Annotated in this window: 29 protein-coding genes and 1 riboswitch; of the genes, 18 read left to right on the top strand and 11 right to left on the bottom strand. The window is 65.0% G+C overall.

What is annotated here, in order from left to right:
* Positions 1-34: 34 nt before the first annotated feature.
* Genes fabZ through lpxB form a run of 4 tightly spaced genes read left to right on the top strand, consistent with a single transcriptional unit; the run spans position 35 to position 3,271 of the window.
* The gene (fabZ, locus tag ACFSGJ_RS19780; RefSeq protein WP_390265844.1) at positions 35-517 is read left to right on the top strand and encodes a 3-hydroxyacyl-ACP dehydratase FabZ; all 483 of its coding nucleotides are present in this window, start codon (positions 35-37) and stop codon (positions 515-517) included.
* Positions 517-1,323 (top strand): acyl-ACP--UDP-N-acetylglucosamine O-acyltransferase, encoded by an 807-nt coding sequence (lpxA, locus tag ACFSGJ_RS19775; protein ID WP_390265842.1) that lies wholly within the window; start codon positions 517-519, stop codon positions 1,321-1,323. The genes fabZ and lpxA overlap by 1 nt, the downstream gene beginning before the upstream one ends.
* Complete coding sequence (locus tag ACFSGJ_RS19770) at positions 1,323-2,129, top strand: LpxI family protein (RefSeq protein WP_390265840.1); 807 nt, start codon at positions 1,323-1,325, stop codon at positions 2,127-2,129. Before lpxA ends, ACFSGJ_RS19770 begins: the two co-directional genes overlap by 1 nt.
* Positions 2,126-3,271 (top strand): lipid-A-disaccharide synthase, encoded by a 1,146-nt coding sequence (gene lpxB / locus ACFSGJ_RS19765; protein WP_390265838.1) that lies wholly within the window; start codon positions 2,126-2,128, stop codon positions 3,269-3,271. The genes ACFSGJ_RS19770 and lpxB overlap by 4 nt, the downstream gene beginning before the upstream one ends.
* On the opposite strand, the gene mnmA is transcribed toward lpxB, so the two are convergent.
* A complete protein-coding gene (gene mnmA, locus ACFSGJ_RS19760; RefSeq protein ID WP_390265836.1) occupies positions 3,268-4,410 on the bottom strand; it encodes a tRNA 2-thiouridine(34) synthase MnmA in 1,143 nt (380 codons plus the stop codon). The genes lpxB and mnmA overlap by 4 nt on opposite strands.
* 119 nt (positions 4,411-4,529) lie before the next feature.
* Here mnmA and sciP point away from each other — a divergent pair, with 119 nt between their 5' ends.
* The 5 genes from sciP (at position 4,530) to ACFSGJ_RS19735 (ending at position 10,108) form a co-directional block, all read left to right on the top strand.
* Complete coding sequence (gene sciP, locus ACFSGJ_RS19755) at positions 4,530-4,817, top strand: CtrA inhibitor SciP (protein WP_390265834.1); 288 nt, start codon at positions 4,530-4,532, stop codon at positions 4,815-4,817.
* A 90-nt stretch (positions 4,818-4,907) separates the two neighbouring features.
* On the top strand, positions 4,908-5,621 hold the full coding sequence (ctrA, locus tag ACFSGJ_RS19750) for a response regulator transcription factor CtrA (protein ID WP_390265832.1): 714 nt from the start codon (positions 4,908-4,910) through the stop codon (positions 5,619-5,621).
* Positions 5,622-5,692: 71 nt separating this feature from the next.
* Positions 5,693-7,807 carry an NAD-dependent DNA ligase LigA gene (gene ligA, locus ACFSGJ_RS19745; protein WP_390265830.1) on the top strand — a complete coding sequence of 705 codons (2,115 nt, stop codon included), beginning with the start codon at positions 5,693-5,695 and terminating at the stop codon, positions 7,805-7,807.
* Positions 7,807-9,897, top strand: coding sequence for an ATP-dependent DNA helicase RecG (gene recG / locus ACFSGJ_RS19740; RefSeq protein WP_390265828.1), 2,091 nt, complete (start codon positions 7,807-7,809; stop codon positions 9,895-9,897). The genes ligA and recG overlap by 1 nt, the downstream gene beginning before the upstream one ends.
* Before the next feature lie 88 nt (positions 9,898-9,985).
* Positions 9,986-10,108, top strand: a complete 123-nt coding sequence (locus ACFSGJ_RS19735) for a hypothetical protein (RefSeq protein ID WP_390265826.1) — start codon at positions 9,986-9,988, stop codon at positions 10,106-10,108.
* Between the two features lie 114 nt (positions 10,109-10,222).
* On the opposite strand, the gene ACFSGJ_RS19730 is transcribed toward ACFSGJ_RS19735, so the two are convergent.
* Positions 10,223-10,675 carry an iron-sulfur cluster assembly scaffold protein gene (locus tag ACFSGJ_RS19730; protein WP_390265824.1) on the bottom strand — a complete coding sequence of 151 codons (453 nt, stop codon included), beginning with the start codon at positions 10,673-10,675 and terminating at the stop codon, positions 10,223-10,225.
* 77 nt (positions 10,676-10,752) lie between these two features.
* Here ACFSGJ_RS19730 and hisI point away from each other — a divergent pair, with 77 nt between their 5' ends.
* Entirely contained in the window at positions 10,753-11,109 is a 357-nt protein-coding gene (gene hisI / locus ACFSGJ_RS19725; protein WP_390265822.1) for a phosphoribosyl-AMP cyclohydrolase, read from the top strand.
* Here hisI and gluQRS read toward each other — a convergent pair.
* From gluQRS to gyrA, 3 genes are read right to left on the bottom strand one after another with little or no spacing between them, the layout of a single operon-like run.
* Positions 11,104-11,949: a tRNA glutamyl-Q(34) synthetase GluQRS gene (gene gluQRS / locus ACFSGJ_RS19720; protein WP_390265820.1), complete on the bottom strand. Its 846-nt coding sequence runs from the start codon at positions 11,947-11,949 to the stop codon at positions 11,104-11,106. The genes hisI and gluQRS overlap by 6 nt on opposite strands.
* Positions 11,939-13,291 carry a methylenetetrahydrofolate--tRNA-(uracil(54)-C(5))-methyltransferase (FADH(2)-oxidizing) TrmFO gene (gene trmFO, locus ACFSGJ_RS19715; protein ID WP_390265817.1) on the bottom strand — a complete coding sequence of 451 codons (1,353 nt, stop codon included), beginning with the start codon at positions 13,289-13,291 and terminating at the stop codon, positions 11,939-11,941. Before trmFO ends, gluQRS begins: the two co-directional genes overlap by 11 nt.
* Positions 13,292-13,322: 31 nt before the next feature.
* Positions 13,323-16,085 (bottom strand): DNA gyrase subunit A, encoded by a 2,763-nt coding sequence (gene gyrA, locus ACFSGJ_RS19710; RefSeq protein ID WP_390265815.1) that lies wholly within the window; start codon positions 16,083-16,085, stop codon positions 13,323-13,325.
* A gap of 189 nt (positions 16,086-16,274) precedes the next feature.
* Between gyrA and ACFSGJ_RS19705 the strand changes: the two genes are divergently transcribed.
* Entirely contained in the window at positions 16,275-16,544 is a 270-nt protein-coding gene (locus tag ACFSGJ_RS19705; RefSeq protein WP_390265813.1) for an usg protein, read from the top strand.
* A gap of 5 nt (positions 16,545-16,549) precedes the next feature.
* Here the strand turns inward: ACFSGJ_RS19705 and rocF are convergent, their stop codons facing one another.
* The 5 genes from rocF to ACFSGJ_RS19680 all read right to left on the bottom strand — a co-directional run bounded on the left by rocF (position 16,550) and on the right by ACFSGJ_RS19680 (position 20,978).
* Positions 16,550-17,488: an arginase gene (gene rocF, locus ACFSGJ_RS19700; protein ID WP_390265811.1), complete on the bottom strand. Its 939-nt coding sequence runs from the start codon at positions 17,486-17,488 to the stop codon at positions 16,550-16,552.
* A gap of 12 nt (positions 17,489-17,500) precedes the next feature.
* A complete protein-coding gene (locus ACFSGJ_RS19695) occupies positions 17,501-17,974 on the bottom strand; it encodes a disulfide bond formation protein B (protein ID WP_390265809.1) in 474 nt (157 codons plus the stop codon).
* Positions 17,971-18,549 carry a YqaA family protein gene (locus ACFSGJ_RS19690; RefSeq protein WP_390265807.1) on the bottom strand — a complete coding sequence of 193 codons (579 nt, stop codon included), beginning with the start codon at positions 18,547-18,549 and terminating at the stop codon, positions 17,971-17,973. Before ACFSGJ_RS19690 ends, ACFSGJ_RS19695 begins: the two co-directional genes overlap by 4 nt.
* 975 nt (positions 18,550-19,524) lie before the next feature.
* On the bottom strand, positions 19,525-20,049 hold the full coding sequence (locus tag ACFSGJ_RS19685) for a chemotaxis protein CheD (RefSeq protein ID WP_390265805.1): 525 nt from the start codon (positions 20,047-20,049) through the stop codon (positions 19,525-19,527).
* The gene (locus tag ACFSGJ_RS19680) at positions 20,046-20,978 is read right to left on the bottom strand and encodes a chemotaxis protein CheB (RefSeq protein WP_390265803.1); all 933 of its coding nucleotides are present in this window, start codon (positions 20,976-20,978) and stop codon (positions 20,046-20,048) included. The genes ACFSGJ_RS19685 and ACFSGJ_RS19680 overlap by 4 nt, the downstream gene beginning before the upstream one ends.
* A 101-nt stretch (positions 20,979-21,079) precedes the next feature.
* A riboswitch (TPP riboswitch) is annotated at positions 21,080-21,184 on the top strand.
* Positions 21,185-21,239: 55 nt separating this feature from the next.
* Between ACFSGJ_RS19680 and thiD the strand changes: the two genes are divergently transcribed.
* From thiD to ACFSGJ_RS19645, 7 genes are all read left to right on the top strand, one after another.
* Entirely contained in the window at positions 21,240-22,040 is an 801-nt protein-coding gene (thiD, locus tag ACFSGJ_RS19675; RefSeq protein WP_390265801.1) for a bifunctional hydroxymethylpyrimidine kinase/phosphomethylpyrimidine kinase, read from the top strand.
* Positions 22,037-23,014, top strand: a complete 978-nt coding sequence (locus ACFSGJ_RS19670) for an FAD-dependent oxidoreductase (protein ID WP_390265799.1) — start codon at positions 22,037-22,039, stop codon at positions 23,012-23,014. Before thiD ends, ACFSGJ_RS19670 begins: the two co-directional genes overlap by 4 nt.
* The gene (gene thiS, locus ACFSGJ_RS19665) at positions 22,998-23,195 is read left to right on the top strand and encodes a sulfur carrier protein ThiS (RefSeq protein WP_390265797.1); all 198 of its coding nucleotides are present in this window, start codon (positions 22,998-23,000) and stop codon (positions 23,193-23,195) included. Before ACFSGJ_RS19670 ends, thiS begins: the two co-directional genes overlap by 17 nt.
* A gap of 3 nt (positions 23,196-23,198) precedes the next feature.
* Positions 23,199-23,963, top strand: coding sequence for a thiazole synthase (locus ACFSGJ_RS19660; RefSeq protein WP_390265795.1), 765 nt, complete (start codon positions 23,199-23,201; stop codon positions 23,961-23,963).
* Positions 23,960-24,571 carry a thiamine phosphate synthase gene (locus ACFSGJ_RS19655; protein ID WP_390265793.1) on the top strand — a complete coding sequence of 204 codons (612 nt, stop codon included), beginning with the start codon at positions 23,960-23,962 and terminating at the stop codon, positions 24,569-24,571. The genes ACFSGJ_RS19660 and ACFSGJ_RS19655 overlap by 4 nt, the downstream gene beginning before the upstream one ends.
* Positions 24,572-24,655: 84 nt before the next feature.
* Positions 24,656-24,979 (top strand): hypothetical protein, encoded by a 324-nt coding sequence (locus tag ACFSGJ_RS19650; RefSeq protein WP_390265791.1) that lies wholly within the window; start codon positions 24,656-24,658, stop codon positions 24,977-24,979.
* 10 nt (positions 24,980-24,989) lie between these two features.
* A complete protein-coding gene (locus tag ACFSGJ_RS19645) occupies positions 24,990-25,247 on the top strand; it encodes a GlsB/YeaQ/YmgE family stress response membrane protein (RefSeq protein ID WP_390265789.1) in 258 nt (85 codons plus the stop codon).
* A gap of 113 nt (positions 25,248-25,360) precedes the next feature.
* On the opposite strand, the gene ACFSGJ_RS19640 is transcribed toward ACFSGJ_RS19645, so the two are convergent.
* Positions 25,361-25,623: hypothetical protein (locus ACFSGJ_RS19640; RefSeq protein ID WP_390265787.1), on the bottom strand; the 263-nt coding region annotated here is incomplete at its 5' end.

Raw genomic sequence — 25,623 nt, 5'->3', positions numbered from 1 at the left:
GGCCGACCGGCGCCGCGCTGCAAGGAGAGCACGAATGACCGAAACCCCGGCAAATCCCTGGGCCGACACGCAAACCGCGGATATCCAGCTGATCCAGCGCATCATCCCGCATCGTTATCCGTTCCTCTTTCTTGACCGTGTGGAAGAGATCGAGCTTGGCACCCGTGCCGTGGGCGTCAAGAACGTGACCATGAACGAGCCGTTCTTTCAGGGCCATTTTCCCGGTGTTCCGGTCATGCCCGGCGTTCTGATGATCGAGGCGCTTGCCCAGACCTCGGCGGCGCTGGTCGGGCTGACGCTCGACCTGGTGGACAAGGAGCCGCTGGTTTATTTCATGAATGTCGATGGCTGCAAGTTCCGCCGCAAGGTCGTGCCCGGGGACGTGCTTAAGCTGGAGGTGGTGACCAAGCGTGGCGGCGGTCGCGTCTGGAAGTTCCAGGGCACGGCAAGGGTCGACGGCGAGGTTGCGACCGAGGCAGAGTTCACCGCCATGATCGATCTGCGGAACGGGCGCTGATGCTCGGCGCAGGGATCCATTCCGACGCCCGCATCCACCCTTCGGCGGTGGTGGAAGACGGGGCAACGATCGGCGCGGGGGCCGAAATTGGCCCATTCTCCGTGATCGGCCCCGATGTAACCCTGCACGATGGCGTCATCGTCAAGAGCCATGCCGTTGTCACAGGCTGGACCGAGATCGGTGCCGGAAGCGTGATTTTCCCCTTTGCCAGCGTGGGCGAGGTGCCGCAGGATCTCAAGTATCGTGGCGAGCGCACGCGCCTGATTGTCGGCCAGCGGAACCGCATCCGTGAGGGCGCGACACTGAACACCGGCACCGAGGGAGGCGGCGGCGTGACCCGCGTGGGCGATGACTGTCTTTTCATGTCGGGCGCCCATGTCGGCCATGACGCACAGGTGGGCAGCCGGGTCGTCGTCGCGAACCAGTCCGCCATCGCAGGGCACTGCGTGATCGAGGATGACGTGATCATCGGCGGCCTTTCGGGAATTCATCAATGGGTACGCGTCGGGCGCGGGGCGATTATCGGCGCGGTCACGATGGTGACGAACGACGTAATTCCCCACGGTCTCGTTCAGGGGCCGCGCGGAACGCTTGACGGCTTGAACCTGGTGGGCCTCAAACGGCGCGGGATTGCCCGAGAGGAAATTGCCGCCCTGCGCGCGGCCTATGGAAAACTCTCGTCCGGCGAGGGTGCATTTCAGGAACGCGCCAAGGCGTTGCAGAGCAGCGAGAGCGCGCTTGTTCGCGAGATTGCGGCATTTATCCTTGCAAGCTCCGACCGTTCGTTCCTGGCACCGAGGACATGATGGCGCGCACCGCAATCATCGCTGGCGCGGGGGACTTGCCGGGATTCCTCGCAGGGCACCTGAAAGACCCTGTCGTCGCGCATCTCGACGGTTATCGCCCCGAGGGGGAGTTTCCGGCGCTTGAGAGTTTTCGGGTCGAGCGGCTGGCGCCGTTTCTCGCGCGACTGCATGAACTGGGCGTGTCGGACGTGATCTTTGCCGGGGCTATACAGCGCCCCCGTCTCGACCCCGAGCAATTCGATCCGCAGACGGCCATGATGGTCCCGCGTATCCTTGCGGCGATGCAGCAGGGCGACGATGCCACCCTGCGCGCGGTGATCGCCATATTTGAAGAGGACGGGTTTTCGGTTCTGGGTGTGCCGGATGTCGCGCCGGACCTCCTGCCGGCCGAGGGGGTTCTGTCGACCCGCCAGCCTGATGCGCGCGACCGTCAGGATGCAGCGCGCGCTGCTGCCATCGTTGCAGCACTGGGGGCGGTCGATGTAGGTCAGGGTGTCGTTGTGGCGCGGGGGCTTTGCCTTGCGGTCGAGGCATTGCCGGGAACAGACGTGATGTTGCGCCAGGTGGCCGCGTTGGACGCGTTGCGCCCTGGCGGGGCCGGGCTCCTGTTCAAGGCCGCCAAGGCGGGGCAGGATCGTCGCATTGATCTGCCTGCGCTTGGGGCCCAGACCGTGCGCCTTGCCCATGCGGCAGGGCTGGCCGGTGTCGCCTTTGCGGCGGGGGATGTGCTGTTGCTCGACCGTGACGGGATGACCGAAGAGGCCGATCGCCTTGGCCTCTTCCTCTGGTCGCGTGGGTCGGAATGAATATCTTTCTCATCGCGGGCGAGGCGTCGGGCGACCGGCTTGGAGCGGCCTTGATGGCAGGGTTGCGGCGGGCCGCGCCCGAGGTGCAGTTTTACGGCGTCGGCGGGCCTGCAATGCAGGCCGAGGGCCTGCAAAGCCTTTTCCCTATGGAGGACCTTTCCGTCATGGGGCTTGCAGAGGTGCTGCCGAAATACCGGCACCTGCGCCGGCGCCTGCATGAAACGGCCGAGGCGGCCCTCAAGGTCCGGCCGGACGCCCTGATCGGGATCGACAGCCCGGATTTCTGCCTGCGCGTGGCACGGCTGGTCCGGGCGCAGCGGCCGGACCAGCGGGTGATGCACTACGTCGCCCCCTCGGTCTGGGCTTGGCGGCCTGCACGGGCGCAAAAGATGGCGCAGGTCGTCGATCATGTTCTGGCGCTTCTGCCCTTTGAGCCGGCTTATATGGAAGCCGCCGGGATGACCTGTGACTTCGTCGGCCATCCGGTGGTCTCTGAACCCAGAGCCACTGCGCAAGAGGCGGCAGCCTTTCGCCGCGACCTGGGGGCAGACGGACCGCTGGTCATGGTGCTGCCCGGGTCACGTCGCGGCGAAGTTTCGCGGCTGGCGCCGCGCCTTGGGGGTGCGCTGCGCCTGATCGCGGGCGCACATCCGGATGCGCAGTTCATCGTGCCACGGGTGCGGGGGACGGCCGATCTCGTCGCAGAACTGAGCCGCGACTGGCCCCGTCCGCTGCACCTTCTGGACCCGCAGGATGCGGGAGAGAAACGCGCGGCCTTTGCCGCTGCGGATGTGGCGATTGCAGCCTCGGGCACCGTCTCGCTGGAACTCGCGGCGAATGCGGTCCCGATGGTGATCGCCTATGACTTCAACTGGCTGTCGCGCGCGATCCTGCAACGCATGGTGCGGCTGGATACCGTGACGCTTGTGAACCTCGTTTCGGAAACGCGGGCGGTGCCAGAGTTTCTGGGAAAGAACTGCCGGCCGGAGCCTATTGCCGCCGCTGCGTTGAGGCTGATCGCGGGCGGCCCGGAACGGGCCGCGCAGCTGAAGGCAATGGCGGTGACGATGGAACGGCTTGGCGCAGGGGGCGACCCGCCCGGTGACCGGGCGGCACGCTCTGTTCTCGGGGCGCTTGATTAGCGGCCCTTCCAGATCCACCCGCCGCCAAAGACGCGGGTGCTTTCGGTATCGTAAAAGACGCAGGCCTGTCCTGGGCTGACCCCTTCTTCCGGTGCGATCAATTCGATCTCGGCCTCGGTCGCCGAAAGGGGGCGGATGATCGCGGCCCGCGGGGGGCGGGTAGACCGGACCTTGACCGAAACATGCCATTCCGGGGCCGAGGTGAAGGGCGCATCGCCAAGCCAGTTGATTTCGCGCACAGGAATGGTCCGGGTCGAGAGGGCCTCTTTGGGCCCGACGACCACGCGACGCGATTCAGGGTCGAGCCGGACGACATAGAGCGGATCGCTCAGGCCCCCGATACCCAGGCCACGCCGCTGGCCGATCGTGTAGTGGATGACGCCCCGATGTTCGCCCAGAACCGTGCCGTCCATGTCCACGATCTCACCCGGATCGGCCGCGCCGGGGCGCAGCTTTTCGATCACCGCGGCATAGTTGCCGTTCGGGACAAAGCAGATGTCCTGGCTGTCGGGCTTGTCCGCGACGGGCAGTTTGTATCGTGCCGCAAGCGCCCGCGTCTCGGCCTTGCTTTGCAGGTGGCCCAAGGGAAAGCGGAGATAGGAGAGCTGCTCGGCCGTGGTCGAGAACAGGAAATAGCTCTGATCGCGCACAGGGTCGGCGGCCATGTGAAGCTCCGGCCCGGCGAGGCCCGTCTTGCGCTGTATGTAATGACCCGTAGCCATGCAATCGGCGTCCAGATCGCGGGCCGTGGCCAGCAGGTCGCGGAACTTGACCCGTTCATTGCAGCGGATGCAGGGGACGGGGGTGGCGCCGGCAAGATAAGCATCGGCGAATTCGTCGATCACCGCCTCGCGGAAGGTGTTTTCATAGTCGAGGACATAGTGGGGAAAGCCCATTTCCTCGGCCACCCGGCGCGCGTCGTGGATGTCGCGGCCGGCGCAGCAGGCGCCCTTTTTCGCAAGCGCCGCCCCGTGATCGTAAAGCTGGAGCGTAACGCCCACGACGTCATAACCCTCTTCGGCAAGCTGTGCCGCCACGACGGAACTGTCCACGCCGCCGGACATGGCGACAACGACCCGCGTTTCCGCAGGCGGCTTGGCAAAGCCAAGAGAGTTGAGGGGCATCCGGTCGAGTGGCATCGCGATCTCCTGAGATGCGATGGAATATATGAAAATGCTCTGCACTAACAACCCCGCCCTTCATTCTGCGTTAAGCGGCCCCCGATGAATGTGACGGAAACGGCAAGGGAATGGTTCAGATGTATATCAGGCGCATCGCCGGGCCGCGCTCTGTCACGCTTCCGGATGGAACACGCATGACACGCGCGGATCTGCCGCCACAGGACACGCGCCGATGGGTGGCAAGCCGAAAGGCGCGGGTGGTCCTGGCGGTGAATTGCGGACTTATCCAGCGCGAAGAGGCGCTGCAGCTTTATGATCTGTCGGAGGAAGAGTTCGAGATCTGGTGCGAGGCCGCGCGCCGCCACGGTGAGGCTGGCCTGAAAGTCACAAAGATTCAGGCTTTGAAAGGCGATCAACAACTTTAGGTTGTTTTCGCAATTTGTTCCATGCGAGTAAGAGGTGCTTAACGAGTGCACGGTCATGTTCAGAAGGACATCTGAAGCGGAGAGAATCTCATGCGTATCCTGTTGGTTGAAGACGACCCGACGACATCTCGCAGCATTGAACTGATGCTCACTCATGCCAACCTGAACGTCTATCCGACCCATCTGGGCGAAGAGGGCGTCGATCTGGCAAAGCTCTATGACTACGATCTGATCCTGCTGGACCTCAACCTGCCCGACATGACGGGCCATGAGGTTCTGCGTCAGATCCGGCTGGCGCGGGTCGACACGCCCATTCTGATCCTTTCGGGTGATGATGATTCTGAAAGCAAGATCAAGGGCTTCGGATTTGGCGCGGATGATTATCTGACCAAACCATTCCATCGGGAAGAACTGGTCGCGCGCATTCACGCGATCATCCGGCGGTCCAAGGGGCACGCGCAATCGACAATCCGCACCGGCAAGGTGGCGGTCAATCTGGATGCCAAGACCGTTGAGGTTGAAGGCCGGACGGTCCATCTGACTGGCAAGGAATACCAGATGTTTGAGCTTCTGAGCCTGCGCAAGGGCACGACGCTGACCAAGGAGATGTTCCTCAACCATCTCTATGGCGGGATGGACGAACCGGAGCTCAAGATCATCGACGTCTTCATCTGCAAGTTGCGCAAGAAACTCGCCGAGGCGACGGATGGAGATAACTACATCGAGACAGTCTGGGGCCGTGGCTACGTGCTGCGCGACCCGGCGCCCGAGGATGTGACGCGCCGCATCGCCGTCAACGCCTGAGCAAGCGGCAAGGGCTGGACCCGCGCCCCCCCGCCCCTTATCACAAGGCGGATGGAAGAGCGGGGCCGGCCATGGACGAACCTGTCGCAGTGCAAGATTTGACCGAGGATGCGGCGCGGGCGGAACTCGCCCGTCTCGCGGAACTCATAGAAACGGCGAACCGCGCCTATCACACATTGGACGCGCCCGAGATTTCGGACGCCGAGTATGATGCGCTGCGGCGCCGAAATGCAGAAATCGAGGCCCGCTTTCCGCAGTTGAAGCGGGCGGACAGCCCCTCTGACCGCGTCGGCGCTGCGGTGGCAGAAGGTTTTGGCAAGGTCCGTCACGCGGTGCGGATGCTGAGCCTGGAAAACGCCTTTGACGATGCCGATGTGGCCGAGTTTCAGGAAAGGGTGCGGAAATACCTGAACTACAGCGACCCTCTCACTTTCACCGCCGAACCGAAGATCGACGGCCTGTCCCTGTCGCTTCGCTATGAGGGCGGGGAACTTGTGCAGGCGGCGACCCGGGGCGACGGAGAGGTGGGCGAGAATGTCACCGAGAACGCACGGACGATAGCCGATATCCCGCAGAAACTGGCAGGTGCCCCCGACGTGCTGGAGGTTCGGGGCGAGGTCTATATGTCCCATGACGATTTCGCGGCGCTGAACGAACGTCAGGCGGCGGCGGGGGACCGGCGCTTTGCGAATCCGCGCAATGCGGCGGCGGGCTCCCTTCGCCAGCTTGACCCCGAGATCACGCGCGCGCGGCCGCTGCGCTTCTTTGCCTATGCTTGGGGGGAGCTTTCCGCGCCCCTTGCGGACACGCAGATGGGCGCGATCGAACGACTGGCGGAACTGGGCTTTGTGATCAATCCTCTCACCGGGCTTTGCGCCGGGCCCGAGGAGATGCTCGCCGTCTATCGCAGGATAGAGGGGCAGCGCGCGACGCTGGGCTATGACATCGACGGCGTCGTCTACAAGGTGAACGATCTGGCACTGCAACGGCGGCTTGGCTTCCGCTCTGCCACGCCCCGTTGGGCCATTGCGCATAAATTTCCCGCCGAGCTCGCCTGGACACGGCTTGAGGCAATCGACATTCAGGTCGGGCGGACCGGCGCGCTCAGCCCCGTCGCGCGGCTCTCTCCGGTCACCGTGGGCGGCGTCGTAGTGTCGAATGCCACGCTGCACAACGAGGATTACATCGCGGGCCGGGACGCCAAGGGGCAGACGATCCGCGGCGGGCGCGATATCCGCGTCGGCGACTGGGTCGAGGTCTACCGCGCCGGCGATGTGATCCCCAAGATCAGCGATGTCGATCTGGCGCGGCGGCCCGAGGGCGCCGTGCCCTATACCTTTCCCACCACCTGCCCGGAATGTGGATCGGAGGCCCTGCGCGAACCCGGCGATGCCGTGCGGCGCTGCACAGGGGGGCTCATCTGCCCCGCGCAGGCGGTGGAGCGGCTGAAGCATTTCGTCAGCCGCGCCGCCTTCGACATCGAGGGGCTGGGCGCAAAGCAGGTCGAGGCGTTCTACAAGGACGGCTGGATCACGCAACCCGCCGACATATTCACGCTGGAGGACCGCTATGGCAGCGGTATCCAGCAGCTGAAACACCGCGAAGGCTGGGGGGAGAAATCGGCCGCCAATCTTTTTGCGGCGATCCGGGAAAAGCGGCAGATCCCGCTCCATCGCCTGATCTTTGCACTCGGCATCCGGCATGTGGGCGAAAGCGCCTCGGCCTTGCTGGCGGCGCATTACGGAAGCTGGGCCGCCTTTGAAACTGCCATGTCCACGGCGGAACCCGGTTCCGGCGCCGCCTGGCAGGACCTGATCGCCATCGACGGGGTGGGGGCAGTCATGGCGACCTCACTGGTCACGACCTTCCATCAGGATGCGGAACGCGCCGCGATTGACGCGCTGGTCGCGCATCTCTCGGTGCAGGACGCGGTCCGGCGTGGCGCCGTCGAAAGCCCGATTGCCGGCAAGACGGTGGTTTTCACCGGTACGCTGGAACGCATGACGCGGGCCGAGGCGAAGGCGCGTGCGGAGGAGCTTGGCGCAAAGGTCGCCGGCTCCGTCTCGGCAAAGACGGATCTTCTTGTGGCGGGGCCAGGCGCCGGGTCCAAGGCCAAAAAGGCGGCCGAACTCGGGATCGAGGTCATTGACGAGGACGCCTGGCTCGCGCTGGCCGGCAGCGGCTGATGGCGGGGCGGCCCGAGGCGCTCTTTCCGCTCTTTGCCGGGCTGGAGACGCTGGAGGGCGTCGGACCGCGCATGGCACAGCATTTCGCGGGGCTCGATATCACACGTCCCCGCGACCTGCTGTTCACCTTGCCCCATGCCGTCATCGACCGGCGCCTGCGCCAGAGCATCCGGGAGATCGTGCCCCCTGCCATAGCCACGGTCGAGGCGGAGGTCGTGGCGCATCATCCGCCGCGGACCAAGGGCAAGCCCTATCGGATTGCGATGCGTGACGGCGGGGCCGATTTCATGCTCGTCTACTTTCACGCGCGGTCGGACTATCTGATGAAGCTCTTTCCGCCGGGGGCGCGGCGTATCGTTTCGGGCCGGGTGGAGCAGTTCGACGGCCTTTGTCAGATCGCACATCCCGACCATGTCCTCGCGCCGGAAGAGCTCGCGACGCTGCCGGATTTTGAACCGGTCTATCCGCTCACCTCCGGTCTGACGCAAAAAACCGTGGCGCGCGCTGCGGCAAGCGCCCTTGCGCGGCTGCCCGAGTTGCCGGAATGGATCGACCCGGCTCTTTGCGCCCGCGAAGGCTGGCCCGACTGGCGCGCGGCGTTGCGACTGGCGCATCAGCCACAGGGAAATGAGGGCGTGTCGGCGGACCATCCGGCGCGGCGGCGGCTCGCCTATGATGAGCTTTTTGCCCATCAGCTTACCATGGCGCTGGCACGGGCGACCCGCCGCCGGTCCGCCGGGCGGGAAAGCCGTGAGACGGGGGTTCTGCAGGCAAAGGTTCTGGCGAGCCTGCCCTATGCGCCGACCGGGGCGCAGCGCCGTGCAGTCGCCGAGATCGCCGCCGATCTGGCGCAGCCGACCCGGATGAACCGGCTGTTGCAGGGCGATGTCGGGACGGGCAAGACGCTCGTCGCCTTCATGGCGCTGTTGATCGCGGTCGAGGCGGGCGGGCAGGGGGTGATCATGGCTCCGACCGAAATCCTCGCGCGCCAGCATCTGGAGAGCCTCCGGCCCCTGGCCGAGGCTGCGGGCATCTCGATGACCTTGCTGACCGGCCGGGACAAGGGCGCGGAGCGGGCGCGCAAGCTGCAGGCCCTGGCAGAGGGGCAGACCGATATTCTGGTGGGCACCCATGCCGTTTTCCAGAAGGATGTGGTGTTCCACGACCTGCGGCTTGCGGTGATCGACGAGCAGCATCGGTTCGGCGTTGCCCAGCGGCTGGAACTGGGGGCCAAGGGCAATGCGGTCGATGTGCTGGTGATGACCGCGACGCCCATTCCCCGAAGCCTCGCACTCGCCACCCATGGCGATATGGATGTGTCGGTGCTGGATGAAAAGCCACCGGGGCGGACGCCGGTGCGAACGGCGCTTGTGGCTGCGGCGCGGCTGGATGAGGTCGTGTCACATCTGGCCCGCGCGATTGCGGAGGGTCGGCAGGCCTATTGGGTCTGCCCGCTGGTCGAGGAAAGCGAACTGGTCGCCCTTACCGCGGCCGAGGAACGTTTCCGGCATCTGCGCGCGGCCCTGGGCGAAGGGCGCGTTGACCTGGTTCACGGTCAGATGCCCCCGGCGGAAAAGGACGCCGCGATGGCGCGGTTCGTCGCGGGCGAAAGTTCGGTTCTTGTGGCGACGACGGTGATCGAGGTCGGGGTCAATGTGCCCAATGCCTCGATCATGGTAATCGAGGGGGCTGAGACCTTTGGCCTTGCGCAGCTGCACCAGTTGCGGGGGCGCGTAGGCCGGGGCGCGGCAGAATCGACCTGTCTGCTGATCTATGACGCGCCGCTCTCGGACACGGCGGAGCGTCGCCTGAGGATATTGCGCGAAACCGATGACGGATTCCGGATCGCCGAGGAAGACCTTGCCATGCGCGGGGCGGGCGATCTGATCGGCACCGCGCAATCCGGGCTGCCCCGGTTCCGGATCGCCGATCTGGAGCGCCAGGCAAGCCTTATGGCGCTGGCGCAAAGCGATGCCCGCAAGCTGCTGCATGATGATCCTGCCCTCACGAGCCCCCGCGGCCGGGCTGCGCGGCACCTTTTGTGGCTGATGGAGCAGGACAGGGGGATCAGACTGATCTCTGTCGGGTAATAGGTTCTCGGATGTTCCTATAAAGTTCTTTACAGGCGGTGAAGAAGATGGAACAAATAAGGAACAGATTCGCGATATGGAGATTGAGATGCGCAGTGACATCAAATCCATCCTGACCCGCGCGCCCGGCATTCTGCTGGCGGATGCGGTCGGCGTGGTCTCGCTGGTCGCAATGCTGATAGCAGCGCTGCACCTGCCCGAAGTTTTCTGAGGTTCTGCCCCGCGTCCTTTGTGCCGCCTGCCTGACGGCCCAAGGTGCCCCACGCCTTATGGACGCCTGCCTGCCGCCGGTCCCGAGAGACCGGCGGCTTTTTTTTCCACAGGTTCAGGCGCAGGCGGCGGCCTCGGCCTCGGTCATTGCGTCGGCGGTGGCCTGAAGCGCAAGCATGATGGAATCGTGCCGGTTGCGGTAGTCTCGCGCCGGCATCAGCACCTCCAGCCCGTCAAAAGGCGCGGTGGGGGCGGGTCCGCCCGAACGCAACATGGCCTCCAGCTGGTCGCGGGCCTCTTCCACCTCTGCCCTGGTGCGGCCCAGAATGGCGCCGCCGACGACCGAGGCCGCAGCCTGACCCAGGGCGCAGGCCTTCACATCCTGGCCGAATTCCGCCACCCGGCCATCCTTCATCACCACGTCCACGGTGATGGTCGAGCCGCAGATCGGCGCGCGACGGCGCACGGTCGCCATCGGGGCGTCCAGCCGGCGGGCAAGGGGGATATCTGCGGCAAGCGCAAGAATGCGGCCGGAATAGAGCTTGATGAGATCGCTGTCGGTGCTCATGGCGCGGCCTTTCGCTTTTCCTGTCCGAGCTTTTGCCATAGATAGGCTGCGCCCGCCATCGTGCAAAGGAGTGAGCCATGTCCTTCGATCCCGCAACCCTGCGTTATGATGCGAACGGGCTGATCCCGGCGGTCGCGCAGGACCATGCGACGGGCGAGGTTCTGATGGTCGCGTGGATGAATGCGGATGCCGTTGCGCGTACGCTGGACACGGGCCGGGTGACCTACTGGTCCCGCTCGCGCCAGTCGTTCTGGGCCAAGGGCGAAACATCGGGCCATGTCCAGACCCTGATCGAGATGCGGGTCGATTGCGACCGGGACTGCCTCCTTTTGCTGGTGGATCAGACCGGACCCGCCTGCCACACCAACCGGCGCAGCTGCTTTTACACCGCGATCCGCGAGGGTGCCGAGGTGGAGATCATGCAGCCCCTATAGCCCCGCCATCCGCCGGATATCGTCGGGCGAGGCGCCTTCGGCCCGATAGGCCCGGATGGCACGCGCATCGTCGCGCTTGGCAAGCCGCTTGCCAGCCTCATCGCGCACGAGCGGATGGTGACAGTAGTCGGGTTGCGGGAAACCCAGCAACACCTGCAGCAAACGGTGGATCACGGTGGCGTCGAACAGGTCGGCGCCGCGCACGACCTCGGTGATGCCCTGCGCCGCGTCGTCCACCACCACGGCGATGTGATAGGAGGTGCCGATGTCGCGCCGCGCCAGAACCACATCGCCGACCCCATTGACCAGATAGTCGGCGTCGAGCGCGTGCCAGCCCGACTGCAATGGACCGTTTTCCTGAAACCCGGTCCGGGGCAGATGCGCGACAGCCCGCGCCATATCGAGCCGGATGGCATCCTGCGGCCCGGCCTCGGCCATGGTGCGGCCGCGGCAGGTTCCGGGATAGATCAGTCCGTCCGGCCCCCATGCAACCCCTTCCTGTGGCGCGGAGAGGGCGGCGCGGATGTCGCCTCTGGTGCACCGGCACGGATAGGTGAGCGCCGTCGCCGAAAGCCGGTCAACCGCACGGCGATATTCGGGCAGCCGTTCCGATTGGCGCAGGGGACGGGGCCAGCTCAGGCCGAGCCAGCCGAGGTCTTCCTCGATCGCACGCTCATATTCCGGGCGGCATCTGGGGCGGTCGATATCCTCGATCCGCAGCAGAAAGCTGCCCCCTGCGGCCTGTGCCCGATCCCACGCCGTCAGGGCGGAACAGGCGTGGCCAAGATGCAGGAACCCGGTGGGCGAGGGTGCAAACCGCGTCCGGTACTCAGGCGGCATCCCGCGCAGCCTGTCCCAGCCACTCGGAAAAGGCAGCCTTTGCGCGGTCGGTATAGGCCTTGTACCGGTCCTTGCGCCCGCGGCGCCCGCCCTTGGCGTCAATCGCAGGGAAAAGGCCGAAGTTGACGTTCATCGGCTGAAAGGTCTTTGCCTCGGCCCCGCCGGTGATATGCGTCACCAGTGCCCCCATCGCGGTTTCCGGGGGCGGGGGCGTTATCGGACGCCCAAGGATATCGCCCGCGGCAAGCCGGCCGGCCAGTAGCCCCATCGCGGCGCTTTCGACATAGCCTTCAACACCCGTGATCTGCCCCGCAAAGCGGATATGCGGGCGCGAACGCAACCGCATCTGATCGTCGAGCAGTGTGGGAGAATTGAGGAAGGTATTGCGATGTATCCCGCCCAGACGCGCGAATTGAGCGTTCTCAAGCCCCGGGATCAGGCGAAAGACCTCGGTCTGCGCGCCATACTTCATCTTGGTCTGGAAGCCGACGATATTGTAAAGCGTGCCCAGCTTGTTGTCCCGCCGCAGTTGCACCACCGCATAGGGTTTCACATCCGGCTGATGCGCGTTCGTCAGCCCGACGGGCTTCATCGGGCCAAAGCGCAGGGTCTCGCGCCCCCGCTCTGCCATGACTTCGATCGGCAGGCAGCCGTCGAAATAGCCCGCGGTCTCACCGGGTTTGAACTCGGTCTTGTCGGCGGCGAGGATGGCGTCGATGAACGCCTCATACTGATCCCGGGTCATAGGGCAGTTGAGATAGGCGGTGCGTTCCTCCTCGGTTTCGCCCTTGTCGTAACGCGACTGCGCCCAGGCCACCGACATGTCGATGCTCTCGGTATAGACGATAGGGGCGATTGCGTCGAAGAAGGCGAGGCTTTCCGAGCCGGTTTCGGCGCGGATCGCTTCGGCCAGCGCGCCCGAGGTGAGGGGGCCCGTCGCGATGATCCAGTGGCCCTCGGCCGGAAGTGCCGTGATCTCTCCGGCCTCTACCCTCACATTCGGATGCGCGCGCAGCCGCGCCGTCACCGCCTCGGCAAAGGCCTCCCGGTCGACGGCCAGCGCCCCCCCGGCGGGGAGGGAATGCGCATCGGCCATCGCCATGATCAGCCCGCCCGCCGCCCGCATTTCCCAATGCAGCAGGCCGACGGCGTTCTGTTCGTCGTCATCCGAGCGGAAAGAGTTGGAGCAGACCATCTCGGCCAGATTGCCGGTCTGATGGGCAAAGGTTCCGACCTTTGGCCGCATCTCATGGATCACAACCGGGATGCCGGCCTCTGCGGCCTGCCAGGCAGCCTCGGAGCCGGCCATGCCGCCCCCGACAATATGTAGGGTGTTTGTCATGGCCTGCATTTAACGGGGGCCGGCGAGGCGATCAAGCCTCGCCACCCTCTTCGCCGCCGATCTCGCTGACCACCTCATCCACGCCCTGTTCGGCGATCCGGGCGACGGACACCACGACCTCATCGGGGCCCGTGTTGAACACCTTGACCCCGCCGGCGCTGCGCGAACGGAACGAGATCCCCTGCACAGGCACGCGGATCGACTGCCCGGTCGAGGTGGCAAGCATGATCTGGTCGCCCAGATCCACGGGGAAGGCCGCAACCAGCGGGCCGCCGCGCATCGCCTTGTCCATCGCCATCACGCCCTGACCGCCACGTCCGCGCACGGGATAGCCATGGCTGGAGGACAGCTTGCCGGTGCCGCGCGCGGTGATGGTGAGGATCAGATCCTCGGCCGCCGACATCTGTGCATAACGCTCCAGCGAAAGCTGACCCGCCTCGACCGCTTCTTCGTCCTCATCGGCCTCGGCGCCGTCGTCGAGCGCCCCTTCGGCCGCCCGGCGCATCTTGAGATAGGCGGCACGTTCCTCGGGGGTCGCGTTGAAGTGGCGGATCACCGCCATCGACACCACCCGGTCATCGTCGCCCAGACGGATGCCGCGCACGCCGGTGGAGTCCCGGCCCTTGAAGACGCGGACATCCGTGCTGGGGAAGCGGATGGCGCGCCCCAATGCGGTAACGAGCATCACATCGTCATTCTCATCCGCGATGCGCGCGTTCACCAGGCTCACACCCTCGGGCAGCTTCATTGCGATCTTGCCATTGCGCATGACGTTGGTGAAATCCGACAGCGCGTTGCGCCGAACGTCCCCATCCGAGGTGGCAAAGACGATCTGCAGGTTCTCCCAGTCGGTCTCGGGCACGTCGACGGGCATGATCGCCGCAATCGAAACGCCGGTTTCAATGGGCAGGATGTTGACGATTGCCTTGCCCCGGGCGTTGCGCCCCGCAAGCGGCAGCCGCCAGGTCTTGAGCTTGTAGACCATCCCGTCGGTGGTGAAGAACAGAAGCTGGGTGTGGGTGTTGGCGACGAAAAGCGTCGTCACCACATCGTCTTCCTTGGTGGTCATCCCCGCAAGGCCCTTGCCCCCGCGGCGTTGGGCGCGGAACTCGGCCAGCGAGGTGCGCTTGATATAGCCGCCAGAGGTCACGGTGACGACCATGTCTTCGCGCTCGATCAGGTCTTCGTCATCCAGGTCGCCCGCCCAGTCGGCGATCTCGGTGCGGCGAGGTACGGCATGTGCGGCGCGCACCTCGTCGAGTTCGTCGGTGATGATCCCCATGATCCGTTCGCGCGACCGCAGGATGTCGAGATAGTCGCGGATCTTGGCCGCCAGTTCCTGAAGCTCATCCGTGACTTCCTTGACCCCCATCGCGGTCAGGCGCTGCAGGCGAAGTTCGAGGATGGCGCGGGCCTGTGCCTCCGAGAGGTTATAGGTCCCGTCATCGTTCATCCGGTGGCTCGGATCGTCGATCAGCTGGATGTATTCCGCGATGTCATGGGCGGGCCAGCGCCGCGTCATCAGCTTTTCGCGCGCCTCTGCGGGATCGGCCGAGGCGCGGATGGTGGCCACGACCTCATCGACATTCGACACGGCCACCGCCAGACCGCACAGGATATGGCTGCGCTCGCGGGCCTTGCGCAACTCGAACGCGGTGCGCCGCGCCACGACCTCTTCGCGGAAGTTAAGGAAGTGGGTAAGAAAATCGCGCAGCGTCAACTGTTCCGGCCGGCCCCCGTTGAGCGCCAGCATGTTGCAACCGAACGAGGTCTGCATTGGGGTAAAGCGGTAAAGCTGGTTCAGAACCACATCCGGTGTCGCGTCGCGCTTGAGCTCGACCACCACGCGCACCCCGATCCGGTCGGATTCGTCCTGCACATGGGCCACGCCCTCGATCCGCTTGTCGCGGACCATCTCGGCGATCTTTTCGATCATCGCGGCCTTGTTGACCTGATACGGGATCTCATCCACGATGATCGCGTAGCGGTCCTTGCGGATTTCCTCGACCCGGGTTTTGGCGCGGATGACGACCGATCCACGCCCCTCCAGATAAGCCTTGCGCGCACCCGAACGCCCGAGGATCACGCCGCCGGTCGGAAAATCCGGAGCCGGGATGTATTCCATGAGCTCTTCGCTGCTCAGATCCGGATTGCGGATCAGCGCCTTGGTCGCGTCGATCACCTCACCCAGGTTATGCGGCGGGATGTTCGTCGCCATACCGACGGCGATGCCGCCCGCGCCATTGACCAGCATGTTCGGAAACCGCGCCGGAAGGACAGTCGGTTCCTGGTCCTTGCCGTCATAGTTGTCCTGAAAATCGACCGTGTCCTTTTCGATATCGGCAAGAAGAAAGGCGGCGGGCTTGTCCATCCGCACCTCGGTATACCGCATGGCCGCCGCTGAATCGCCGTCCATCGAGCCGAAGTTGCCCTGACCGTCGAGCAGCTTCAGCGACATCGAAAAGGGCTGGGCCATCCGCACCAGCGCGTCATAAAGGGCACCGTCACCGTGGGGGTGATATTTCCCCATCGTATCGCCCACGGGGCGTGCCGATTTGCGGTAAGGCTTGTCATGCGTGTTGCCGGTTTCATGCATCGCATAAAGAATGCGCCGATGCACCGGTTTCAGTCCGTCGCGGAGATCGGGAATCGCCCGGCTCACGATCACGCTCATCGCGTAGTCGAGATAGGAGGCCTTCATTTCCTCGGCGATGGAGATCGTCGGCCCTTCATGCTGCGGACGCTCGGGGGCCGTTTCATCCGTGTTATCAGGGGGTTCGGGCCGGTCGCTCACGTTGCTCTCGCCTTTTCTGCGGGTCTCTAGATTTAGTTGGGGGCACTATAGCCCATCCCAACTGCTGGGTGCAATCCTATGCGCCCGCCCAGATCGGCAGCCAAAGGGTGCGAGTGCTAACATACTGTTTTAATTGAAAACTAACGCGCCTGTGTCATTCTGATGAAAAGAAGAAGCAGAGAGGTTGGTATGACTGCACAGGAAACGGGTCTCATGCTGCGGGGTTACGGGCTTACCACGGCAGAGTTTTTCTATCGGATGCCCGATTATCGCCATGTCCTGAACAGCTTTGTCTGGCAGGACTATGACCTTGCCCCGGATTATCCTCGGCTGTTCCGCTTCATCGAGTTCTGGCAGGACCAGATCGAGGGGCCGCTCCATTCCGTGCGTTTCACGCATCGCAAGATGATCAGCCCCGGGGAATGGCGCAATGTGGTGGGCGAATTTACGCTGCACTAAGATAGTCAGGCAAAGACCCGGGTGGGCCTGTCGAACACCTTGCGGCCCATCAGGCTTGCCACAAGATCGACCATCAGTCGCGCGGTCCGGCCACGTTCGTCCAGAAAGGGATTCAGTTCCACCAGATCGAGAGAGGTGACCAGCCCGCTTTCGTGCAAAAGCTCCATCACCAGATGCGCTTCGCGGAATGTGGTGCCGCCGGGAACTGTCGTCCCTACCGCCGGCGCGACCGAGGGATCGAGGAAGTCCACGTCGAGCGACACATGCAGCAGCCCGCCCGCTGCCTCGACCCGCAGCAGGAACTCCCGCAGGGGGGCGACGACGCCGCGTTCATCCAGCACCCGCATGTCGTTGATCTCGATCTCATGCGTCAGCAGGGCGGCATGTTCCTCTGGGTCGACCGAGCGGATGCCGAACAGGCAGATGTTCTCTGCAGGAACGGCGGCGGGGAAGGGTGGGAAAACATCAAAACCGCTGCGCCCCGCCAGATAAGCCACGGGCGTGCCGTGAAGATTTCCCGACTGCGTCGTTTCCGGCGTATGAAAATCGGAATGGGCATCCAGCCAGAGCACGAAAAGCGGGCGCCCGACCTCGGCGGCGTGGGCGGCGACCCCGGCGACAGAGCCGAGCGAGAGGCTGTGATCGCCCCCCATGAAGATCGGCATCCCCCGCTTCATCGCATCCTGGCCGGCGCGGGCCAGCGCCTCGGTCCAGGCGACGACCTCGGGCAGGGAGTGAACGGCGGCGTTCGTGGTGGTGAGCGGCCGCCGCTCTGCAGGTACGACATCGCCTGCGTCGCAGGGATCATGGCCAAGGTCCTTCAGCGCGCGCATCAACCCGGCGGTGCGATAGGCGGCCGGCCCCATGATGCAGCCTGCAACCTTTTGACCCGCATCGACAGGCGCGCCGATCAAAATGCAGGTTTTTCCGCCGGTTTTTCCCATCCGAGGTCCCCTTCAGCCGCTGCGTTTGCCAAGCGCAACAAAGGCCGCGCCCCAGATCATCACAAGCCCCAGCGAGAGGATCGCGTTCCAGGCGGGCATCGACAGACCGAGAAACTGCCAGGCGATCTCATCGCAGCGCACCAGCGGCGCGTTCAGGATCTGGTCGAGCAGTTCCTGCGAACTGAGCCCCCCGATGGGTGCCGCGGTACAGGTGGTCGGCCCCTGCCACCAGCCCTGTTCCACCCCGGCGTGATAGACGCCAAGCCCGGCCGTGGTGGCCGCCGCGGCAGCTCCGAGCGCCGCCCATATCCGCGCGGGCAGCGCGAGCGCCACCAGCCCGATCAGGATCGCCGCCAGATGCGGCCAGCGTTGCCAAAGGCACATGGGGCAGGGGGCAAGCCCGCCGACATACTGGAAAAGCAGCGCCCCCCCAAGAAGCGCCGCCGAACCCAGCGTGGCGATGGCAACCAGCATTCTGTCGTTCATAGAAATCTCACCAGTGCAAAGCCGCCGAGCAGGATTGCCGCGAAGAGGGTGAACATCAAGCCCAGCCGGCGCTCGATGAAATCGCGGATCGGCGGGCCGAACTTCCACAACAGGGCCGCCACGAGGAAAAAGCGCAAGCCGCGCGCGATGATGCTGGCGATGATGAAGACCGGCAACGAAAGCGCCGTGGCGCCCGACAGGATCGTGATCACCTTGTAGGGGAAGGGGGTGACGCCGGCCATCAGCACCGCCCAGGCGCCCCATTCGTTGTAGCGCGCGGCGAAGTCGCCGAAATAGGCGTCTTTGCCATAGAACTCCAGCACCGGTCGCCCAAGGCTCTCAAACAGTCCCCAGCCGATGTAATAGCCGAGCATTCCACCGAGAACGGAGGCAAGCGTCGCCACCCCCGCGATCAGGAAGGCGCGCGAGGGGCGGGCGATGATCATCGGTATCATCAGCACATCGGGCGGGATCGGGAAAACCGAGCTTTCGATGAACGCCACGATGGCGAGCGCCCAAAGCGCGTGGCGGCTCGCGGCAAGAGAGAGGGTCCAGTCATAGATGGCGCGGATCATGCGAGCTTCCGGTTGGGTGATGCCATCGACCATGGCACGCCTGCCGCGTCAACCCGCCGGAGGCATTGCGCACAACGGAGTGAATGGGGCCACGGCTTGCCCTCTTTCGGGAAACTGGCAGGGCCTGAAGCGCCGGAGTGATGAGAGACCTTTATCTCTAGCGCGGCGTAAGGTGCAGGAGGTCATGACAGGAGCGACGAAGTTAACGAGTGACATGTACTTCCATCCCGTCACTCCCGCGCCTTCGCGGGGGGTAGCGAAAGTGCCTTTGCCAAGGGAAACCGCGTGATCGGCGGTCCGCGCCTTCACGGGAGCGATCGCGTGTCGCGCGTTACGGTGGACGAAGACCCCGGCAGCCCCGCGCGTGCGCGGGAGTGACGTGCGAAGGGGAAAACGGCTCGCGCGCGTACACGGCAGCCGCGTGCGTGCGCGGGGGCGACGGCGACGGCTTATGCGATCGCTGCCATCCGCGAAAGAAAGATTATATCTCGCAGGCGCGTGAGAGACGCGAATGATGCGCGCCTGCGGTGTCTTGGCTCCGAGTGTTCCGCGCTTGCAGGCGCGAGACGCAATGTTGACAGCGATACTGAGTTGCGTCTGATGGGTGTTTTTCCGGCGCCCGTGCCCGTGCGAGAGAGAAGAGACGCACAATCGTCACCCTCAGCGCCGCGGCGATCCGGTGTCTTTCTCGCGCGAGCGCGCGAGAGCCTCGGTGCGCGCGCCGCGAGATGTCCCACGCCATCGTCAACCCCAATCCGATCTTCGCCGGACAGGCGAGGGAGCATCCGGAAGATTGCGTACATCACCGGAGATAAGCTGTGCAGCGCATAGGTGGGGGAGGCGGTGTGAACCAGAGGACGCGCCCGGGTTGCTATTGAATGCCGCGCAAGCGCCGGGGCCGAATATACAACCTGCATCTCTTGGACAAACGGTAGAGCGTCGGGCACCTCCGGACCCAGGCGGTGTTGACGTGACCTAGAAAAGCTCCACCGCACCGTCATCGGCGGCAAGGCGCGGTCGCTGGGGTGGCGGCGCCTCATGCGGCTGCATGAGCTGCACCTGGGCCTGCCCTGTCACGGGCCAGAATCGCAGCTTGCGGCCCTGTGTCCCGCCGACGTTTTCCGAGGTGATCCGGATGCTCTCGCCGTTCAGGAACCATCGGGCGAACTCGATATTGTCCTGCCCGATATTCCGGAGCCCGGGCAGCATCCGCCCGCCGCCGAAGATCTTGGCCTCCATCCTGCGACGATCGGCCCCGCTTTTGAGGAGGGCGTTGATCATCTGTTCCATCGAGTTGACGCCGTAGCGAAGGCTTGCCTTGTCCCCGAGCCCGCCGTCGGGCAGCAGGAAGTGGTTCATCCCGCCCACACCGGTCACCGGATCATAGACGCAGGCAGCCACGCAAGAGCCGAGAAGCGTGCTGAGCATGTCCCCGGGGCGGTTGGACAGGCGGTATTCGCCCTGCAGCACGTGAATGAGGTTCGGTGGCGGGGCGGTCACAGGTCTTGTCCTGACTGGTGGCGTTGCGTGATGCGGTTGCAGGCGCGCAGGATCGCCGGGCCGATGGCCGCGCCCGGCAGAACTTCATCAACGGCCCCGATTTCGGCGGCGACCCTGGGCATGCCGTAGACGGTGCTGGATTGTGCGTCTTGGGCAATTGTATGCCACCCGCGGTGGCGCAGTTGCAGCAGACCCTGCGCCCCGTCGCGCCCCATGCCGGTCAGAATTGCGGCGACCCCGGGCGGCGCCCTGTCGGCCACCGACCGGAAAAGCGCATCCACAGACGGACGGTGGCCGGAAACGCGTTCGCCTGTCGTCAGCCGGCACTGGGCGCCCGGCTGCATGCGCATTTCCAGATGATGCTGGTCCCCAGGCGCAAGGTAGACGTGACCCGGCAGCAGCGGTGCGCCAGTCCGGGCCTCGCTCACCTCTGGCCGGTAGAGACGGTTGAGACGCTCTGCCAGACCCGCGCTGAAGCTGCCACGGATATGCTGAACGATCATCGTCGGGGGGCAGTCGGCGGGAAACGCCTCCAATATCTGTTCGAGGACCGTCACCCCGCCGGTGGAGGCGCCGATGCAGACGATTGGGCGAAGCTCTGGCGCCGGGGGGGCGGGACCGCGCAGCATTTGCACAAGGCGCGTGGCCACGCGCGTGTAATCGGCCCCGGCAAGACCGCCCATATCCTCCTCCGCGACGGGGATGACCGGGGGGCCGGCTGGGCCAAGATCGGCCCGCGCGCGCTCGACCTCGCCCCGGGCGGGACCAATGAGAAAAATCGCCTCGGCCTCGGACAGGCGCGGATGGCGCAGGGCCTGCGCCGGCGAGACCACGGCGTCGATCACCACCAGGTCGGCTGCGCGCAACCCGTCTGCCAGTTTCATCGCCCGGATTGGCCGCCGGTCGATGAGGATGATTCGCTTGCCCAACCCGTTCTCCTTGCCCGATGGCTCTGTTTCTGGACCAAACCCTTTAATCAATGACTAAGCCCGGTCGCTTGCGAACCACCGCCGGTGCCGCTAGGATTGCAGCGATACCGTTGGGGTGCCCGATCTGCGGGCTGAGAGATGCTGTGCATCAACCCATCGAACCTGATCCGGGTCATACCGGCGGAGGGAACGGTCGCGCGACGTACATTCCGTCAGCGCATCACCTGCTTTCCGCCTGTCCCGAAACCGAGGAGGCGGCATATGACACCCATTGCACTTACGATTGCGGGGTCGGATTCCGGCGGCGGCGCCGGGATTCAGGCCGATCTCAAGACATTTTCCGCGCTGGGCGTCTATGGTGCCAGCGTCCTTACGGCCGTCACGGCGCAGAACACCATGACGGTCACCCGCGTAGAGGCTGTGACCCCTGCGATGATTGCCGCCCAGATCGCCGCGGTCTTTGACGATTTCAGCGTCGGCGCCGTGAAGCTGGGGATGTTGGGTGATGCCGACGCGATCGTGACTGTCGCGGACGGGCTGGCCGGAAAGGACGTGCCGGTGGTACTCGACCCTGTGATGGTGGCGAAGTCGGGTGCGGTGCTTCTGCCCGGCACTGCGATAGAGGCGATGTTGCGGCGGCTTTTACCTGCCGCCACGATCATCACCCCCAACCTGCCGGAGGCCGCGCGCCTTCTGAATCGCCCGGAAGCGGTGGACGCGGTGGAAATGGCGTCACAGGGTCGTGCGCTGCTGGATATGGGCGCGCGCGCGGTCCTGATGAAGGGTGGCCACGGGCGCGGTGAGGTCGTCACCGACCTGCTGGTCACGCCGGGCAGAACCATTGTATTTGAAGCGCCGCGCCAGAACACCCGGAACACGCATGGCACCGGGTGCAGCCTTGCCGCGGCCATCGCGGCGGGGCTTGCCCAGGGGCTGGTTCTGCCCGACGCCATCGCCCGTGCGCATGGATGGCTGCAGGATGCAATCCGGGCCGGCGCCCGTCTTTCCCTGGGCCGGGGGCAGGGGCCGGTGCATCATTTTCACAGGTTCTGGCCGGCATGAGGCCGGTTTCGGTCATCGGGGCTGGGGTTGCCGGCCTCTGCGTCGCGACGGCGCTTCGGGCGCGGGGGATGGAAATCCGCCTGTTCGATACCCGACCTGACCCGGGGCCGCAGGCCTGTTCGTGGTGGGCCGGGGGAATGCTCGCCCCGTGGTGCGAGAGCGAGACAGCCGAGGAACCCGTTCTCCGGCTGGGGCAGCGCGCGGCTGACTGGTGGGACAGGCATGCCGGTGGTGTTGTCCGGAACGGCACCCTTGTTCTGGCCCTGTCGCGCGACCGCGGGGATCTTGCGCGTTTTGCGCGCAGGACGGGCGGTCACCGCGATGTTCCGGCGTCAGAGATAGCGAGGCTTGAACCCGATCTGTCGATGCACCGGCACGGACTTCTTTATGCCGCCGAGGCGCATCTGAACCCGCGTGCGGCGCTTGCGGACCTGCGCCGCCGGTTGGCGGATGCGGATGTTCCGGTAGAGACGGGCACGCCGCCAGACGGCGGTTGGATGATCGACTGTCGCGGACTTGCCGCGCGGGACATGCTGTCGGATTTACGGGGCGTCAAAGGCGAGATGGTCGTGCTGCGCTGCCCGGAGATTACGCTGTCGCGACCGGTGCGCCTGTTGCATCCGCGTCACCCGCTTTACATCGTGCCGCGGGGTGACGGCGTCTTCATGCTTGGCGCCACCCAGATCGAGAGCGCGGACCGCCATCGCCTGACAGCCCGTGCGCTGCTTGAACTGCTCTCGGCGGCCTATGCGCTGCATCCGGCCTTTGCCGAGGCGGAGGTTCTGGAAACCGGGGTGGATGCCCGCCCGGCCTTTGCCGACAACCTGCCCCGCATCCGCCGCCGAGGGCAGAGGATATTCATTAACGGACTTTACCGCCATGGCTTCCTGCTGGCGCCCGCGCTGGCAGAGGCCGTGGCCAGCTACCTGACGGATGGAAAAAGACCGGAGGTTATGGATGAAGATCGAGATTAACGGACAGGCGCAGGAGGTCGCGGCGGATAACCTTCATGATCTGGTGGCCGAACTCGGACTGACGGCCGCGCGGATCGCCACCGCGGTGAATGGTGAGTTTGTGCCGTCGTCGGCGCGGGCGACACGACCCTTGGCCGAGGGGGACAGAGTCGAGGTTCTGTCGCCTATGCAGGGGGGCTGAGCGATGCGTGAGTTTTATGGCACCCGGCTGCAGACGCCCCTGATGCTGGGCACGGCGCAGTACCCCTCGCCCGGCGTGATGGCGCGCGCGTTCCGAAGCTCCGGCGCGTCGGTGGCTACCGTCTCGCTCCGCCGCGAGGGAGGCGCAGGGCAGGATTTCTGGGCGCTGATCCGCGATCTTGGGGTGAAGGTGCTGCCGAACACGGCCGGCTGTCATTCGGTGAAAGAGGCGGTGACGACGGCCCATATGGCGCGCGAGCTTTTTTCCACCCCCTGGATAAAGCTGGAGGTGATCGGCCAGACGGATACGCTGCAACCCGACCCTTTCGGGCTGGTCGAAGCCGCCCGTATCCTGTGCGACGACGGATTTCAGGTCTTTCCCTACATGACCGAGGATCTGGTTCTTGCCGATCGGCTGGTCGAGGCCGGATGCCGGGTCCTGATGCCTTGGGGGGCGCCGATCGGCACCGGGCTGGGCCTGATGAACCGCTATGCCTTGCGCAGCTTGCGGGCCTATTTCCCGGACATTCCACTGGTGATCGATGCGGGGCTTGGCCTGCCAAGCCAGGCGGCCGAGGCGATGGAGATGGGCTATGACGCTGTCCTGCTCAACACCGCCGTCGCGCGGGCGGGCGATCCGGTGGCGATGGCGCAGGCCTTTGCCATGGCCGCCGAGGCAGGCCGGCTTGCCCATGCCGCCGATCCGATGCCGGCGCGCGACATGGCGCAACCCTCGACCCCGGTCATCGGCAAGGCATGGCTCGAATGACGCTGGATCGCTTTTACCCCATCGTCGACAGCGCCGACTGGGTCGCACGGCTGTTGGCCCTTGACGTCCGGCTGGTGCAGCTGCGGATCAAGGACCTGCCACAGGACGAACTGCGCCGCGAGATTGACCATGCGCTGACCCTTGCGCGGGACGCGGGCGCGATCCTGGTAGTCAACGATTATTGGCAGCTGGCCATCGACGCCCGGGCGGACTGGGTGCATCTGGGGCAGGAGGATCTCGACACCGCCGACATCCCCGCCTTGCGACGCGCGGGCCTCCGGCTCGGGATCAGCACGCATGATCATGCGGAGCTTGACCGGGCGCTCGGGTTCAATCCCGACTACGTGGCACTTGGGCCGATCTTTCCTACCCGGCTCAAGGTCATGAAATGGGCGCCGCAGGGAATGGGGCGGATAACCGAGTGGAAGCGGCTGGCAGGGGATCGCCCGCTTTGCGCGATTGGTGGCCTGACGGCCGAAACCGCCCGGCAGGCCGTAGAGGCAGGCGCGGATATGGTCGCTGTGGTGACGGACATCACGCTCAACCCCCGGCCCGAGGCGCGCGTACGGGAATGGCAGCGCGCCCTTGAGGACGGCGCCCGGACCTGAGGAACCTCTTTTCCCTTGGCGCGTTTGATCGGGAAGCCCGGACGCACATCAGGGACAAGCGCACTCAAGGACAAGGAGATCGTCATGTCTGACCTGGACAAGGCAGCCGACAAGACCAAGGACAAGATCGAAGAGGTCCGCAAGGACGCCGAGGCCGAAAGCAACCGCATCCGCGCCCGCGCCCAAGAGGCGGCAGAGCGCGCACAGGAACAGGGTGCCGAACTTTGGCATGAGGCGCGCGAGCGCACCAATGCCATCGCCGGTCGTGCCCGCCATCAGGCCCATGAACTGGGCGAGGCGCTGCGTGAAAACCCCGGCACGGCCGCAACCGCACTGACGACCTTCGGTCTCGTCTGTTTCGGGATCGGGCTCGCCATCGGCTCCGCCCTGACCGACAATCGCCGCTAAGGGGGCCGCAATGGACGACGCGCAGGTGGGATGGATTGCGGCGATCATCATCGGCGGGCTGGCCGGTTGGCTGGCCTCATCGGTGATGAAAAGCGATACCGGGATTTTTCTGAACATCATCTTGGGCATCGTGGGCGCGGCAATAGCGCGCCTTCTTCTGGGTATCTTCGGCGTCGCGTTCGTCGGATGGGTCGGATATCTGGTGGCAGGCTTCGTGGGCGCAGTCATTCTCATATGGCTGGCCAGAGCCGTTCGCGGCCGAAGCTGAACGTTCCTGGATGACGTGGTGGCCTCGGCCCTTTGGGCCGGGGCTCGTTGATTCAGATTCTCGGGAATGGCTCGCTCCCGCCCCGCGCTTTTCGCCATATTTTTCGTTTCTTTTCAGGCCTTTGCTTGATTTTTTTTGTGTCGTGTAATTTTTTGCTTGCGCGTGTCGTTTTGGTTCCGTAGACAGCGCTTCACCGGGCCGGGGGCTTGTTGTTCTCGGTTTGGTTTTCTGGATGGATGCATGCGGGTAGCGCTGCTTTGTGGCGTTTGCTCGTTTGTTTTTGTCTTTTGCTCTTTGACATTGTTGTTTTTTTTTGAAGGGATATGCGGGCGGTTTGGTCTGTTTTTCGACGGATCGGTCTCTTGCATATCGCCTG

Source organism: Halodurantibacterium flavum (assembly GCF_042681825.1).
Classification (GTDB): domain Bacteria; phylum Pseudomonadota; class Alphaproteobacteria; order Rhodobacterales; family Rhodobacteraceae; genus Halodurantibacterium; species Halodurantibacterium flavum.
The sequence above is the reverse complement of the archived record's forward strand: the minus strand, read 5'-3'. Positions and strand labels throughout refer to the sequence as shown.

Coding starts and splice junctions, on each gene's coding strand:
- thiS (WP_390265797.1), top strand. CDS start 22,998: ATGAAGATCGAGATTAACGGACAGGCGCAGGAGGTCGCGGCGGATAAC.
- rocF (WP_390265811.1), bottom strand. CDS start 17,488: ATGGGAAAAACCGGCGGAAAAACCTGCATTTTGATCGGCGCGCCTGTC.
- ACFSGJ_RS19645 (WP_390265789.1), top strand. CDS start 24,990: ATGGACGACGCGCAGGTGGGATGGATTGCGGCGATCATCATCGGCGGG.
- thiD (WP_390265801.1), top strand. CDS start 21,240: ATGACACCCATTGCACTTACGATTGCGGGGTCGGATTCCGGCGGCGGC.
- ACFSGJ_RS19730 (WP_390265824.1), bottom strand. CDS start 10,675: ATGAGCACCGACAGCGATCTCATCAAGCTCTATTCCGGCCGCATTCTT.
- trmFO (WP_390265817.1), bottom strand. CDS start 13,291: ATGACAAACACCCTACATATTGTCGGGGGCGGCATGGCCGGCTCCGAG.
- recG (WP_390265828.1), top strand. CDS start 7,807: ATGGCGGGGCGGCCCGAGGCGCTCTTTCCGCTCTTTGCCGGGCTGGAG.
- gluQRS (WP_390265820.1), bottom strand. CDS start 11,949: ATGCCGCCTGAGTACCGGACGCGGTTTGCACCCTCGCCCACCGGGTTC.
- ACFSGJ_RS19650 (WP_390265791.1), top strand. CDS start 24,656: ATGTCTGACCTGGACAAGGCAGCCGACAAGACCAAGGACAAGATCGAA.
- ctrA (WP_390265832.1), top strand. CDS start 4,908: ATGCGTATCCTGTTGGTTGAAGACGACCCGACGACATCTCGCAGCATT.
- fabZ (WP_390265844.1), top strand. CDS start 35: ATGACCGAAACCCCGGCAAATCCCTGGGCCGACACGCAAACCGCGGAT.
- ACFSGJ_RS19660 (WP_390265795.1), top strand. CDS start 23,199: ATGCGTGAGTTTTATGGCACCCGGCTGCAGACGCCCCTGATGCTGGGC.
- sciP (WP_390265834.1), top strand. CDS start 4,530: ATGTATATCAGGCGCATCGCCGGGCCGCGCTCTGTCACGCTTCCGGAT.
- ligA (WP_390265830.1), top strand. CDS start 5,693: ATGGACGAACCTGTCGCAGTGCAAGATTTGACCGAGGATGCGGCGCGG.
- ACFSGJ_RS19770 (WP_390265840.1), top strand. CDS start 1,323: ATGGCGCGCACCGCAATCATCGCTGGCGCGGGGGACTTGCCGGGATTC.
- ACFSGJ_RS19690 (WP_390265807.1), bottom strand. CDS start 18,549: ATGATCCGCGCCATCTATGACTGGACCCTCTCTCTTGCCGCGAGCCGC.
- mnmA (WP_390265836.1), bottom strand. CDS start 4,410: ATGCCACTCGACCGGATGCCCCTCAACTCTCTTGGCTTTGCCAAGCCG.
- lpxB (WP_390265838.1), top strand. CDS start 2,126: ATGAATATCTTTCTCATCGCGGGCGAGGCGTCGGGCGACCGGCTTGGA.
- ACFSGJ_RS19705 (WP_390265813.1), top strand. CDS start 16,275: ATGACTGCACAGGAAACGGGTCTCATGCTGCGGGGTTACGGGCTTACC.
- ACFSGJ_RS19655 (WP_390265793.1), top strand. CDS start 23,960: ATGACGCTGGATCGCTTTTACCCCATCGTCGACAGCGCCGACTGGGTC.
- hisI (WP_390265822.1), top strand. CDS start 10,753: ATGTCCTTCGATCCCGCAACCCTGCGTTATGATGCGAACGGGCTGATC.
- ACFSGJ_RS19695 (WP_390265809.1), bottom strand. CDS start 17,974: ATGAACGACAGAATGCTGGTTGCCATCGCCACGCTGGGTTCGGCGGCG.
- ACFSGJ_RS19670 (WP_390265799.1), top strand. CDS start 22,037: ATGAGGCCGGTTTCGGTCATCGGGGCTGGGGTTGCCGGCCTCTGCGTC.
- lpxA (WP_390265842.1), top strand. CDS start 517: ATGCTCGGCGCAGGGATCCATTCCGACGCCCGCATCCACCCTTCGGCG.
- ACFSGJ_RS19735 (WP_390265826.1), top strand. CDS start 9,986: ATGCGCAGTGACATCAAATCCATCCTGACCCGCGCGCCCGGCATTCTG.